The following is a 13,437-nucleotide window of genomic DNA, read 5'->3' as shown; positions in this document are numbered from 1 at the left end:
GTCAGCCTTCCTGCACGGGGTAGATGTAGTCGGGGGTGAACCGGCGCGTCGGCGGGTGGATGAGCTCGACGATCGAATCCCCGTTCGGTGACCCGAAGTAGGCGAACCGCCCGTCGCCGCTCGCGCCGAACGAGGCGCTCTGCAGCGGCGTGAAGCCGCGTTCCACGAGCGCGGCGCTGGCGGCGGCGTGATCGTCGGCGAGCCGGCCGATGTGGTTGAGCCCGGGGCCACGGGCGGTGAGCTGGTCATCGAAGATGCTCGGGCCCTCGAACGGCTCGACGAGTTCGATCTGGACCGAACCCGACCACGCGAGGGCATGCCGGAACCCGAAGCGCGCGGGTGCCCCGTGGTACAGCGCCTCCGTGACCACATCGGGGCCCATCGTCCACACACTCCACGGACCGACGCCGAGCACGTCGGCCCAATGGCGGACGGATTCGTCGAGGTCTGTCACGACGTATGCCACCTGATGGAACGGCGCGTCGGTCATCATGCCACCTCTGTGAACTGCGCATCGATGTCGTCCTGGTAGGCGTGCAGCGATCCCTCGAGCACTTCGTCCACCGAGACGGCGCGGTCAAGGACGCCCGACTCGAAGGCCGCGTGCACGATCGCGAGTGCTCGCAGTCCCCCCACGCCGTCGACCTCCGGTGGGCGCCCGTCGAGCACCGCATCGGCGAAGTCGGCGAGTTCGATGGCCAGATGCCCGGCATCCACCCCCGCCCACGGCGCGCCCTTTCCGCCGGTCCCGTCCTCTCCCAGCACCGCGCGGGTGATGGCATCGAGCGCGAAATCCTCTCCGAGCAGGTCGGCGATCTCGGCTCCTCGACGAGTGCCGTCCGCCAGATGGAGCACGACGTCCCCGTCCGTACGGTCGGCAGGGATCACCAGGGAACCGTTCCGGCCGTGCAGCACCCGCTCGCCGTAGGCCAGGCCCCGACCGGACGGGATATACGCCAAGTGCACGTCGACGCCCGATTCGGTCCGCATGGCCACGACCAGTGAGTCTTCGCCGTCAGCGATGATCGGCGTGCCGCCGCCGGCGGGGACGCGCTGGGGCTCGGCGATGAATCCGCGGCCCCAGACCGTATGCACGGGCCCGAGCAGGTACTCGATGATGTCCGCGTAGTGGATCGACATGTCCAGGCCGATCGACCCCGAGCGCTTCATGTGCCGCCAAGGGCTGATGATGACTCTGTCATCCCCTCCGACGCGCACCTCGCGGAAAAGGAAGAGCTCGCCCAGCGCGCCCGAGTCGATGACGGCCTTGGCCAGCCGGTTCGAGCCACCGCGGCGATAGTTTTCCGCGGTCGCCAGCACGAGCCCGGCTCGCTCGGCGGCCACGACCATCGAACGACCCGTGCTGACGGTCAGAGCGAGCGGCTTCTCGCAGATCACGTGACGCCCCGCGTCGAACGCCTGAGCGGCGATTGTGTGGTGCGTGCGCGGATCGGTCACGATGTCGACCGCTTCTACGGCCGCATCGGCGAAGGCGTCTTCGAGCCGCGTGTAGACCGCCGGCCGATTGCCGAGCAGCTGCTCGACCTCCAGAGCCCGCGCGGTCGCCGTCTCGGGATTGACGTCCACGATCGCCGCCACGGTGATGCGGTCGTAGCCGGCCGCGTCGAGGGCAGCGTAGCCGAGCAGGTGTCTGCCGCCCATGAACCCTGCACCTACCAGGGCCACCCCCAAGGGAGTCGTTCGTCTCGTCATCGAGACCCTCTCGCTTCTGTGTGATTGCCCTTACCGTATCTGAAACGTTTCGAAGTGGGAAGCATCAAGGCACTTCCCAGCGCGAACGCAGCTCGGCCAGCACGGTCATGGAGCCCGTACCCGGCGCGTCCATGAACCAGCAGACCAGGTCGGTGACACCCGCATCCCGGTATTCGCGGATGCGTGAGACGACGTGATCACGGGTTCCAACGATGAACTGGTCGCGGCACAGGCGCTGCAGGCTCTCCCGCGCGAAGGCTCCCGCTGGGGGCATCTCGTCCGCGGTGTGCCCTCCGCCATGCAACGCTTCCCGCAGCCTCGCCCAGCGATCGATCCAGTCGTCCAGCTCATCGTCGCTCTCGAGCACGAGCACTTGCGTCTCGAGCGATCTTCGAACAGTCGCAGGGTCACGTCCGATCGCCGCGCAGGCGCCGTCGACCTGCTCGGCGGCGGCGCGGTAGTCACCCAGACCGAGCGGAAAGCTGTTCCATCCGCCGGCGCGCGATGCGATGACGGCAAGCGTCTCGGCGTCTAATGGCCCGCCTACCCACACCAGCGGGGGCGCATCCGTCGGCTTCGCGACGGCGTCCCGCAGCGACCAGAACTCGCCCGCGAAGTCGACGGGTTCGCCAGGCCACAGCGCCCCGATGACGTCGATCGCTTCCGCGAGGCGGTCTGTGCGGACCTCGTCCGTGGGCCACAGCTGTCCATACGCGCGATACTCGCTCTCGCGGTACCCGCGGCCGAGGAAGAGATCGACCCGGCCCCCCGAGATCGCAGCGAGCGAAGTCGCCATCTTCCCAAGCACGCGCGGATCACGCAGTCCCACACCCAAGTGATTGTTGACGAGACGGATGCGGTCGGTGAACCCCGCAGCCACCGACATCGCCGTCCAGCTCTCGAAAAAGGCGCCGTCGCGGCCGAGGAAAAGGTGGTCCGAGAACCAGGCTGAGTCGTAACCCAGCGCCTCGGCTGTCCGCACTGCGTCCCGCACGACATTCCAAGAAGCCTGCTCGAGCGATGGCGTCCTCAGTCCTACGATGCCCGGCGCCGCGAAGACGGGCGCGGCGAGCCCGAGTCGGAGGCGCTCCCGCAGTCCGCTGTCAATGCTCATCGGCTCCCGCCTCTCATCGGCGGGAAGGAGCCCACTCGACCTGACTTCGGTGACAGGATGCAACTGAAAGGTTTCATTTAGTGTATGCAGGCGGGGTGATCACGCGCAAGGGGAACGACGTATCAGCTGGGGAGGGAATCGAACAGCGCAGCCGGCGCCTGACTGACCTCCAGGACCCGACGCTCTTGCGCGGAGCGCAGCGTCGCTTCGATCAGGGCCACGGAGGCGGCCGCGGCAAAGGCCGGCGCAGGCGTGGGGGTCCCGTCGAGGATCGACTCGACGAAGGATTCGGTGACCCGCCCCTTCGCATATGAGGGGCTGTCGACAGGATTGTCGATCGCACGCATGAGTCCGCCCTCCAGATGCACGACCGCGTCCGCGCGCAGCATGTCCCACTCCACCATCCCCTTCGTGCCGTGGAATCTGATGCGATGGCGCGGGGCAACGCCAGGCGGGGTGGTGCCCGTCGACGACGCGGCGGCGAGTGCACCGCCGTCAAGACTGAAGGCGACGGCATCCACGAGATCGACGGCCAACCCGTGGTGTGCCGTGAACGCCGACACCTCGATTGCCTGGCGCCCCGCCGCCCACAGAACGCCGCCCAGCAGGTGCGTCATCTGAGTGTGAGCCTGACCGCCGCCGGTCTCCGGGTCGGAGTAGGTCGTACCGTGCGGGGCCGCAGCATCGTCGAGGCGCGCATCCTCGGGATCGACGACGCGGAACAGGCCGAGCGTCGTCGACGAGAACTCGGCGTTGATGCTCCGCAACTCGCCGATGTCGGTCTGCACGGCATCGCGGATTTGCGGCGCGGCGGCCGCGTACTGGTAGGTCAGGCCCGCCGCGAGCAGGCAAGACCGCTCGCGGGCGAGCTCCACGAGAGCCCAGGCGTCCGAGGCGGTCGTCGCCAGAGGCTTCTCGACCAGCACGTTCACGCCGACCCGCAGTGCGGCCTCTGCGGCTGCGAAGTGGGTCGTGTGCGGGGTGGCGATGACCACCCCGTCGAGCGGGATCCGGGCGAGCAGGTCATCGACGTCGGTGAACGGCCTCCCACCGAAGGTCGATGCAGCGAGGCGGGCCCGAGATGCATTCGGGTCGCAGACCGCGACGAGCTCGGCACGCGGATTGCCTGCCAGCGCCGGCAGATGAACGGTACTCGACCACCACCCGGCTCCGAGAACCGCGATGCGCGCGCGGCGGGTCATGCGAACGCGGCGAGGGTCTCGCGGGTCATGGGGCGCACCAGATTCGCATCCTCGCTGAGCATGAGACCGAAGCCAGGGCTGTCGTCGAGCACGATGCGACCGTCGACCGGAAGAGCCTCCCCGAGCAGGAGCGGCGTGTGGAATGTGCGGATCTCGGTGCAGTCATCCGTCATCACGGGGAACTCCGCGACGAACGTCTGCGGAAATGATGCCAGGAAGTGGTAGGCGTACTGGCCGCCGACGTGCGGAATGATCCGTTTGCCGAAGGCGACGGCGATCGAGGCGATGCGCCGGAGCTCGGTGATGCCACCGCACCAGTTCGGATCAGGCTGAAGGATGTCCACGCCGGCTTCGCACAGAAGTTTGTGGCCGAACGCCGTGTACTCGTGCTCTCCGGTATTGAGCATCATCGTCGAGGGCATCCGACGCCGCAGCTCCGAGTGACCGGCGTAGTCGTCGGGCAGCAACGGCTCTTCGATCCAGAGGAACCCAAGCGGTTCGAGTTCGGCTGCGAGCCGCGCCGCATAATCGACATCCAGCGCCATCCAGCAGTCGTAGAACAGCGGGTAATCCGGCCCGACCGCCGCTCGCGCCGCCTCGGCACGCGCGATGTTGCGACGGAAGCCGTCGACCCCTTCGCTGGGTCCCCACGTGAGCGGCAGCTTCGCACCCCAGAAGCCGAGGTTCTGGATAGCTGCGGCGCTCGGACCGGTCGCGTAGACCTCGATCGCGTCCAGCGTCCTGCCGCCGAGTAGCGACCACACGGGGGTCTGCGTCAGCTTGCCGTGCAGGTCCCAGACGGCCAGGTCGACCGCGGAGATGGCATGCAGGACGACGCCTTTCCGGCCGTACGCGAGGGTGCTGCGGAACATCCGGTCCCAGATCCGCTCGTGAGCGTACGGCGACTCCCCCTCGACCACGTCGGCGAGGTGCAGCTCGACGATCGATGCCGAGACCACCCCGCCATTGGTCGTGCCGATCCCGACGACTCCCGAGGCCGACTCAACCTGCACGATCACCGTTCCCCCAGCGTTCCTGCCGATCGCGGCCGTGCGGTTGTCCCGGAACTCGGGATACTTCGTCATCGGGTTGGCGACCTTCTGCCGCTGCCAGTTGTAAACCTCTTCGCTCACAAGCGACGGATCCGGCACCGCGGGTGGTTGTACGTTCCCCGGGACGACGTAAGCACGAACGGAGACGATGCGATCGGAGTCGAGAAAGTCCACAGTGGCTGGCATCCTTGCGTAGCAGGTTCATATGTGTGAACCTATGGTCATACTGGTGTCCCACATGATTCACGATCTGGTGGAAGGCTGTCAATGAGCGTCGCGGTATCCGTCAAATCCGCCAGCCGAGCGCTGGCCGTCCTCGACTATCTGTCGGCCACCGGATCGGCCACGTTCGCCGACCTGTCCGACGCCCTGTCGCTTCCGAAATCCAGCGCGAGTGCCCTGCTGGGAACGATGCATGAATCGGGCTGGATCGAGCGCGACGCCGCGCGCCGATACCGCGTCGGTCTGCGCGCCTGGCAGGTCGGCCACACGTACCGTGGCCACGACGATCTCGTCGAGCGAGCGAAGCCTCTGATGGATGCACTCGCGCGAGACACCGGCGAGACCGTCCAGTTGGCGCGCCTCGACGGCCTGGAGAATGTCTACATCGCGATCAGCGAGTCCGCCCACCCCATGCGACTCGTGTCCTCGGTGGGCATGCGACTGCCCTCGCACGCGACCGGCATCGGCAAGGCGTTGCTCAGCCAGCTCGCGCCGGCCGAGCGAGCCGAGCGCGTCAGCGCCGCTCCCCTCGCGCAGCTGACGACCCGAACGGTCGTCGAACCCGAACGACTGCTCGCTACGCTCAGCGAGTGCGCGCTGAGCGGATTCGCGCTTGATGATGAGGAGTTCGTCGAGGGATGCCGTTGCGTCGCGGTGCCGCTCCACACCGGCGCGCTGGGTGTTATCACCGCGATGAGCATCACGATGCCGCTGTACCGCTCGAGCGAGAACTGGCCACACGATCTCCTTCCCGCGTTGCAGAGGACGGCGCAGCGACTGCAGGGCGATCTCGGCCTGGAGCCGGCGATCACTCACGCTCGTTGACATATCGCGTTGCATGCCGCAGTCTGATCTGGTTCGCACACAAAAGACGCGGTTCACGTCTGTGAACCAGGAGGTTCGCAACGATGCAAGCTCTCGTTCTCGAGGATTTCGGTCGACTCACCATCTCCACCGTGGATGACCCGATCGTGGGCTCGGAAGACGTCGAGGTGCGGGTCATTGCGACCGGCATCTGCGGATCCGATGTGCACGGGTTCACCGGCGAGAACGGTCGTCGCGTGCGCGGTCAGGTGATGGGGCACGAGACGGTCGGCGTCGTGCATTCGATCGGTGCCGACGTCGAGCGCAGCGACCTCGCTCTCGGCACTCTTGTGACGGTGAACCCGGTGATCCTCCCGCCGGAAGACATCCAGACCTATGCAGGCCGCGAGCAGCACGACCCCTGGAAGCGGGTACTGGGTGTCGCGCCCGAACTCATCGCCGCATTCGCCGAGCGCATCGTCGTGCCTGCCCGCAACGTCGTCGTTCTGCCCGAATCGATGCCGGTCCTTTACGGCGCGCTCATCGAGCCGCTCGCGGTCGCCGTCAACGCGGTGCGCCGCGTCGATGCTGGGCCGGGCGACGCCGTCATCGTTCTGGGCGGCGGGCCCATCGGTCAGTCGATCGTCCTGGCCCTGCAGATGGCGGGAGTGAAGAAGATCCTCGTCACCGAGGTCATGGACAGCCGAAGAGCGCTGCTCGAGCGCTTGAACGTGATCGTCGTCGACCCACGCGAAGAGAGCGTGCCCGATGCCGCAGAGCGAATCTTCGGGCGGCACGCCGACGTGGCGCTGGACGCCGTCGGCCTCAGCGAGACTCTCAATGATGCGCTGAGCGCCACGCGCCTGGGCGGCCGCGTCTGCCTGGTCGGTATGGGCTCGCCGACGCTCACTCTCGACGCGTTCCGCATCAGCACCGCGGAGCGTTCGATCGTCGGAAGCTTCACCTACTCGAACGACGACTTCCGCGCCGCCGCCGAGTGGATGTCGGGGGCCCCCGCCGCCGCCGCCGAGCTGATCAGCCATAGCGTGGGCATGGACGGGGCTCACGATGCGTTCACCGGCCTCGCCGCCGGGGACGGCACTGCCGGCAAGATCATGGTGGTGCTGGACGCCGACCGCGTCTGAACGAGAAAACCCCCGCCGCGGCGGGGGTTTTCTCGAGAACGTGGACCTGAGGGTGCCTGAGTTCATGACATAGGTCCCAGGTGATACGACGCTGGTGTCTCGGGTCATGAGTCACAGTTCGGTGCATGTCGAAGCACCGGGTTGTGGTCCTGAAGATCGTCGCTGGGCAGCTCACCGTGACCGAAGCGGCCGAGCAGTACGGGCTGTCGCGGAGACAGCTGCACCGGTTGCTCGCACGCTACCGCGAGCACGGTCTCGACGCCGTCGATCCTCAGTCCCGGCGGCCGAGAAGCAATCCGAGATCCACGCCGCGCGAAGTCGTCGACCGAATCGTCGCACTCCGCACGGATCTCACCGCTCGAGGATTGGATGCCGGACCGGTCACGATCCGATGGCACCTCGAGCGTGAAGGCCTGCACGTCCCGTCGCCGGCGACGATCCACCGCATCCTGACCCGCGCCGGACTCATAACCCCGGAACCCCGCAAACGCCCCCGCTCCTCGTACATCCGCTTCGAAGCAGCCCAACCCAACGAGACCTGGCAGTCGGACTTCACTCACTGGCGCCTCACCGACGGCACCGACGTCGAGATCCTGAACTGGCTCGATGATCACTCCCGCAAGCTACTCTCCTGCACCGTCCACACCCCCGTCACCGGGGACGACGTCGTCACCACATTCCTCACCACCACTGAGGAATACGGGGTTCCCGCCTCGACCCTGACCGACAACGGCCGGGTTTACACCGCCCGACACGGCGGCGGCCGTAACGCCTTCGAACACCTCCTGCCCGTGCTCGGAGTGAAACAGAAGAACGGCAAACCGAACCACCCGCAAACTCAAGGCAAGATCGAACGCTTCCATCAAACCCAGAAACGCTGGCTCGCCCAGCAACCCACCGCCACCACGGTCCTCGAGCTGCAAACCCAACTCGACCGGCTCCGCATCGAATACAACGAGCACCGCCCACACCGTGCTCTGGACCGCAAGACCCCCTCAGAGGCCTACCTGGCGACGCCCAAAGCACTCCCCGGAGCAGGACGACTCCCAGACCGCTACCGGCTCCGCTACGACCGCATCGACACCGACGGTCACGTCAGCATCCGCCGAGCCGGCCGCATGCACCACCTCGGAATCGGCCGCGACCACACCGGAAAACGCATCCTCGCGATCACCGACGAAACCACCGTCACCGTCGTCCACCTCGACACCGGCGAAGTCCTCAGCGAACACACCATCGACCCCGCCCGCGGCTACTGGCGAAACATCCTCAAACCAGCCGGCCGATGGCCCCAGAAACGACAGATGTCTCGCGACATATGAGACATATGTCGCGAGACATCACAACGTGGACCTGAGGGGACTCGAACCCCTGACCCCCTCGATGCGAACGAGGTGCGCTACCAGCTGCGCCACAGGCCCGTGAACCTCCGATAGGTTATCACGCTGATCGCGGCCGCCCGTGCGTGCGCGAGGCCCGCGAGCGGGCCAGGATGGGTGGATGCCGCATCCGCCGTTCGAGCGTGTATCCCTCCTGCAGAATGTGCGTCCTTGGGGCGGTGCGGCCGTCGACATCCGCATCGCCGACGGCGTGATCACCGCACTGGAGCCGCCCGCTGATCCCGGCGCGGAAGCGACCGACGGGCAGGGTCTCCTCGCCCTCCCCGGCCTGGTGAACGCCCACGCGCACGTCGACAAGTCGTGGTGGGGTCTGCCCTGGCAGTCCTACGGCGGAGAGGGCGGCACGGACGGCCGCATCCGCCACGAACGCGCGCGGCGCGATGAACTGGGGATCCCGGGACTCGAGATCACCGCCGCCGTGCTGGGCGAACTGGTGCGCCACGGCACGACGGCGATCCGCACGCACGTCGATGTCGACCTCGGCCTTGGCCTGCGCGGCATCGAGGTCGTCCGCGAGGCTGTCGCCGCGTACGGCGGCGCGATCACGGTCGAGATCGTCGCGTTCCCGCAGGACGGCGTCCTGCGCCGGCCGGGGGTCGTGGACCTGTTGTGGGATGCCGCCCGATCCGGCGTCGAGCACATCGGGGGCCTCGACCCGGCGAGCATCGACCGCGATCCGGTCGGGCAGCTCGACGCCCTGTTCGCGATCGCGGATGACTACGGCGTCGGCATCGACATCCATCTGCACGATCCCGCCGAACTCGGTGCGTTCCAGTTCGACCTGATCATCGACCGGACGCAGGCGCTCGGGCTGCGTGGCAAGGTGAACGTCGCGCACGGGTTCGCGCTCGCGCAGGTCGACGCGTCGCGGCGGCGCGACCTGCTGCAGGCGATGGGCGACCTCGACATCACGATGACCAGCGTCGCACCGTTGCGGTTGCCACAGCTGCCACTGCATGAGCTCGACGAGGCGGAAGTGCGACTCGGGTTGGGGACGGACGGGATCCGCGACCTTTGGAGCCCTTACGGCACCGGAGACCTGTTGGGCATCGCGTGGCAGTACGCCCGGGCGTCGAGCCTCGTCCGCGACGAAGACCTGCTGCGGGTGATGGAGCTGGCAACGAGCAGCGCCGGACGCTTCGCCGGCCTCGGAACGAACGACCTCGCGGTGGGCGATCGGGCCGATATCGTCCTGGTGGACGCCGAGAACCCGATGGATGCGCTGGTGCGCACTCCTCAGCGCGAACTCGTCCTCGGCGCCGGTCGGGTGCTCTTCCAGCGCTGAACGGGGATCAGCCGGCAGCTCTGGCGCGCAGCAGCTCGCGAACGTGCGCTTCGATCTCGGCGTCGTCCACGGTGCCCGTCCGCGCGAAGGCGGGCTCCGGCGCGCGGCGCTCTCTCGCCGTCTCGATCGACGGGGGCTGCAGTTCAGCAGCCCGCTGGCGCATCGACTCCTCCAGCGCGGCGGCGCGCAGGGCGTCGCGGGCCTCTTCGGCATCCAGCACGGCGGAGGCCCGCGACCCGGCCGAAGCGGTCAAGGGACGCGGCAGCTCCCGAGGAGCCCACCCCCTGCGATCGGTCGCCAGCGCGACGTCCTGAACACGTGAGGCGACCGCCGGCACGGCGGGGACGCTCATCGTGCGGGTGACAGCCCTGGCGCCCACACGGCGCATGCGGTGCAGCAGCAGCGCACCCGCGGCGGCCACACCCACGCCGGTCCAGAGCACCAGCTGCGATCCGGTGGCCACGACCTGCCAGCCGCCCCAGCCTGCGAGCGCGACACCCGCCACAGCCACGACGGTCAGCATGAGTCTGGTGCGACGACGGGCACGCGCCTGACGGGCGGCCGGCGTCGTACGGGCGGCCTCACGCTCATCACGGGCGCGCTCGAGGTCGGCCCGTGCACCCTCCAGCGCGGCCTGCTCACGTTCGGCCACTGCCTGCCGGGCGAGTTTCTGCTGCGCCAACGCGGTGCGGGCGTTCAGCTCGAGGCGGACCTCCTGCGGTGTCTCGCTCGTCTCGGCCAGCACCCGCAGGGCCTGATTGAGCCGTACCGCGTTCCGCTCGGCGGCGTCGTACTGCCGGCGGCTGTGCCAGGTCGGCAGCAGGTAGACCATCCACAGGAGCACAGCGACGAGCACGATCACGCCCCCGCCCAGTACCTGCCCGCCCATGGGGTCCACGGTAGGTGACGAGACGGCAGAGCCCCGGCATCCTGTCGCGTGTCGTCTCAGGCGTGCAGACGATCCGCGGGAGGGACGTTCGCGGCATCCTGCGGTGCGCGTCCCTGCACCCACCGCTGCAGCACCCCTTCGGGCACGTCCTCCCGCGTCAACGCGAATGCGTAGTGGTCGCGCCAGTCGCCGTTGATGTGGATGAAGCGGCGGCGCAGCCCCTCGTAGCGGAAGCCCAGCTTCTCCACGACACGCAGGCTCGAGCGGTTCTCCGGGCGGATGCAGATCTCCATCCGGTGCATGTGCATCTCGAGGAACCACACGTCGGTCGCCATCGCGACCGCGGTGGTCGTGATCCCCCGCCCGGCGAAGCGTTCGCTCACCCAGTAGCCGATCGTCGCCGAAGCCAGCGACCCACGCGCGACACCCCAGACGTTCAGCTGGCCGGTCAGTTCGCCGTCCTGCTCCATGACGAACGGGATGCCTGCACCGTCGCGATACTGCTGCAGCAGACGTCGCACGCCCTGGCGCATGTCGAACGAGACCGGACCGTCGGGGCTCGTGGCCTCCCACGGGCGCAGCCATGAACGGTTCGAGAGCAGTTCGTTCTGGAGACCCCGAGCGTCCCTGGGACGCACGAGACGGATCGAGACCGCACCGTACGAACGAGGAGTGCTCAGATCCACCGGACCCCCCTCGATCGGGCAGCGCTACAGGGTCGCCGCGAACTCCTTGAACCAGGGCCGCAGTTCAGGTCCGAGATCTTCACGATCGGCGGCGAGCTGCACGATGGCCTTGATGTAGTCAACTCTATCGCCGGTGTCGTAGCGACGGCCACGGAACACCACGCCGTACACGCCGGGCCCGTCCGGGGCGGTGGCCAGCTCCTGCAGCGCGTCGGTGAGCTGGATCTCGCCGCCCTTGCCGGGCTGGGTCCGCTCCAGGATGTCGAACACGGCAGGCGTCAGCACGTAGCGTCCGATGATCGCGAGGTTGGACGGCGCCTCTTCCTTCTTGGGCTTCTCCACCAGCCCGGTCACCTTGACGATGTCGGTGTTCTCGGTCATCTCGACGGCGGCCGCGCCGTACATGTGGATGTGGTCGGGGTCGACCTCCATCAGCGCGACGATCGTCGCACCGGTGCGCTCGTGCTCCGCGATCATCGTCGACAGCAGCGGGTCGCGCTCATCGATCAGGTCATCGCCCAGCATCACCGCGAACGGCGAGTCCCCGACGTGCGCCCGCGCGCGGGAGACGGCGTGGCCGAGACCGCGCGGCTCGCCCTGGCGGACGAAGTGGATGTCGGCGATGTCACTGGATGCCATGACCCGGCGAAGTCGCTCGTCGTCGCCCTTGTCCTTGAGCTTGACCTCGAGCTCGGGCACCGAATCGAAGTGGTTGGAGATCGCGTTCTTGTTGCGCCCGATGATCACGAGGATGTCGTCGATCCCGGCCTGCGCCGCTTCCTCCACGACGTATTGGATGGCCGGCTTGTCAACGACCGGGAGCATCTCCTTGGGCATCGCCTTCGTGGCGGGGAGGAAGCGGGTGCCGAGACCCGCGGCGGGGATGACGGCCTTCATACGTGTGGGGGGCATGCGCACACTCTATCCAGCGCGCGGGGAGCGCCCTGCCGTGAGCCGCCTAGAATCGACGCATGTCAGACGCCATCGCAGACAGCAAGCGCGCCCTGCGCGCGGAGCTGCGCGAGCGGCGTCAGCTGCTGTCGGATGCGGCTCGGGATGCCGCGGCCCGAGGTCTCACCGCACAGCTCGACGATCTCGTGGAGCGGCTCGGAGTGCGATCGATGTCGTGCTTCCTCTCCACCACCACCGAGCCCGGGACCCGCGACTTCGTCGAAGGCGCCGTGCGGCGCGGCATCCGTGTCCTGCTTCCGATCACGCGCAACGACGGCCTGCTGGACTGGTCGGTCGCCACGCAGGATCTCGACATCACGGAGGGGCTGTTCGGCCTGCCGGAGCCGGTCGGCGAGGTCCTCGGACCGATCGCCGTCAACGACGTCGACCTGCTCGTCATCCCGGCCGCAGCTGTCGACCGCAGCGGTATGCGCATGGGCTGGGGCCGCGGCTTCTTCGACAAGACCATCGGATCCATGGAGGGATGCCCGCCGGTGTACGCGGTCGTCTTCGACTCCGAGATCCTCGATGAGGTCCCCCGCGACGTCCACGACCAGCCGGTCACCGGCGTCGTGACACCGACTCAGACCCTCGTCCTCGCGCCCACCCGGCGCTGATCGCCGAAAGAACAGATGCCCACCTACGCCTATGCCTGCAAGTCGTGCGGTCACCGCTTCGACGCCGTCCAGTCCTTCGCCGACCCGACGCTCACCGAATGCCCGGAGTGCGGCGGTGAGCTGCGCAAGGAGTACGGCTCGATCGGTGTGACCTTCAACGGATCCGGCTTCTACCGCACCGATTCGCGCGCCGCCGACAAGAAGAGCGCCGGTTCCTCCGCCAGCGGCTCGTCATCGTCCACCTCCTCCGACGGCGGTGGCAGCAGCTCGGGTGGCGGGTCCTCCGCAACTTCGACATCATCGAAGTCGGAGTCGAAGGCATCACCCGCCTCGACCGGTTCATGATCGGCGCACGCC

General features: G+C 67.9%; 14 protein-coding genes and 1 tRNA gene. 6 read left to right on the top strand and 9 right to left on the bottom strand.

The window, feature by feature from the left end; all coding sequences use genetic code 11:
- Position 1 precedes the first annotated feature (1 nt).
- From BLT19_RS08900 to rhmD, 5 genes are all read right to left on the bottom strand, one after another.
- Positions 2-493: a VOC family protein gene (locus tag BLT19_RS08900; protein WP_091488899.1), complete on the bottom strand. Its 492-nt coding sequence runs from the start codon at positions 491-493 to the stop codon at positions 2-4.
- A complete protein-coding gene (locus tag BLT19_RS08895; protein ID WP_091488896.1) occupies positions 490-1,713 on the bottom strand; it encodes a Gfo/Idh/MocA family protein in 1,224 nt (407 codons plus the stop codon). Before BLT19_RS08895 ends, BLT19_RS08900 begins: the two co-directional genes overlap by 4 nt.
- 64 nt (positions 1,714-1,777) lie before the next feature.
- Positions 1,778-2,827: an LLM class flavin-dependent oxidoreductase gene (locus BLT19_RS08890; protein WP_091488894.1), complete on the bottom strand. Its 1,050-nt coding sequence runs from the start codon at positions 2,825-2,827 to the stop codon at positions 1,778-1,780.
- Between the two features lie 122 nt (positions 2,828-2,949).
- Entirely contained in the window at positions 2,950-4,029 is a 1,080-nt protein-coding gene (locus BLT19_RS08885; RefSeq protein ID WP_091488893.1) for a Gfo/Idh/MocA family protein, read from the bottom strand.
- Positions 4,026-5,255, bottom strand: coding sequence for an L-rhamnonate dehydratase (gene rhmD / locus BLT19_RS08880; protein WP_157681833.1), 1,230 nt, complete (start codon positions 5,253-5,255; stop codon positions 4,026-4,028). Before rhmD ends, BLT19_RS08885 begins: the two co-directional genes overlap by 4 nt.
- A 93-nt stretch (positions 5,256-5,348) precedes the next feature.
- On the opposite strand from rhmD, the gene BLT19_RS08875 reads away from it, so the two are divergent.
- The 3 genes from BLT19_RS08875 to BLT19_RS08865 all read left to right on the top strand — a co-directional run bounded on the left by BLT19_RS08875 (position 5,349) and on the right by BLT19_RS08865 (position 8,574).
- Complete coding sequence (locus BLT19_RS08875) at positions 5,349-6,128, top strand: IclR family transcriptional regulator (RefSeq protein WP_091488891.1); 780 nt, start codon at positions 5,349-5,351, stop codon at positions 6,126-6,128.
- A gap of 83 nt (positions 6,129-6,211) precedes the next feature.
- Positions 6,212-7,252 (top strand): zinc-dependent alcohol dehydrogenase, encoded by a 1,041-nt coding sequence (locus BLT19_RS08870; protein WP_091488890.1) that lies wholly within the window; start codon positions 6,212-6,214, stop codon positions 7,250-7,252.
- Positions 7,253-7,377: 125 nt separating this feature from the next.
- Positions 7,378-8,574, top strand: coding sequence for an IS481 family transposase (locus BLT19_RS08865; RefSeq protein ID WP_091488417.1), 1,197 nt, complete (start codon positions 7,378-7,380; stop codon positions 8,572-8,574).
- Positions 8,575-8,600: 26 nt separating this feature from the next.
- Here BLT19_RS08865 and BLT19_RS08860 read toward each other — a convergent pair.
- A tRNA-Ala gene (locus BLT19_RS08860) sits at positions 8,601-8,673 on the bottom strand.
- 79 nt (positions 8,674-8,752) lie between these two features.
- Here BLT19_RS08860 and BLT19_RS08855 point away from each other — a divergent pair.
- Positions 8,753-9,937, top strand: coding sequence for an amidohydrolase family protein (locus BLT19_RS08855; protein WP_091488889.1), 1,185 nt, complete (start codon positions 8,753-8,755; stop codon positions 9,935-9,937).
- A gap of 7 nt (positions 9,938-9,944) precedes the next feature.
- Here BLT19_RS08855 and BLT19_RS08850 read toward each other — a convergent pair whose 3' ends face one another.
- From BLT19_RS08850 to galU, 3 genes are read right to left on the bottom strand one after another with little or no spacing between them, the layout of a single operon-like run.
- Positions 9,945-10,826 carry a large exoprotein gene (locus BLT19_RS08850; RefSeq protein ID WP_091488888.1) on the bottom strand — a complete coding sequence of 294 codons (882 nt, stop codon included), beginning with the start codon at positions 10,824-10,826 and terminating at the stop codon, positions 9,945-9,947.
- Positions 10,827-10,882: 56 nt separating this feature from the next.
- Positions 10,883-11,512 carry a GNAT family N-acetyltransferase gene (locus BLT19_RS08845; protein WP_091488885.1) on the bottom strand — a complete coding sequence of 210 codons (630 nt, stop codon included), beginning with the start codon at positions 11,510-11,512 and terminating at the stop codon, positions 10,883-10,885.
- 24 nt (positions 11,513-11,536) lie between these two features.
- Positions 11,537-12,424: a UTP--glucose-1-phosphate uridylyltransferase GalU gene (gene galU, locus BLT19_RS08840; RefSeq protein ID WP_091488882.1), complete on the bottom strand. Its 888-nt coding sequence runs from the start codon at positions 12,422-12,424 to the stop codon at positions 11,537-11,539.
- Positions 12,425-12,483: 59 nt separating this feature from the next.
- Here galU and BLT19_RS08835 point away from each other — a divergent pair, with 59 nt between their 5' ends.
- Positions 12,484-13,080: a 5-formyltetrahydrofolate cyclo-ligase gene (locus BLT19_RS08835; RefSeq protein WP_091488880.1), complete on the top strand. Its 597-nt coding sequence runs from the start codon at positions 12,484-12,486 to the stop codon at positions 13,078-13,080.
- Positions 13,081-13,095: 15 nt separating this feature from the next.
- The gene (locus BLT19_RS08830; protein WP_091488878.1) at positions 13,096-13,425 is read left to right on the top strand and encodes an FmdB family zinc ribbon protein; all 330 of its coding nucleotides are present in this window, start codon (positions 13,096-13,098) and stop codon (positions 13,423-13,425) included.
- Positions 13,426-13,437: the final 12 nt, after the last annotated feature.

The sequence above is a fragment of the Microbacterium pygmaeum genome (genome assembly GCF_900100885.1).
In the GTDB taxonomy this organism is placed as follows: Bacteria; Actinomycetota; Actinomycetes; order Actinomycetales; family Microbacteriaceae; genus Microbacterium; species Microbacterium pygmaeum.
This window is presented reverse-complemented; position numbering and strand designations above follow the sequence as displayed.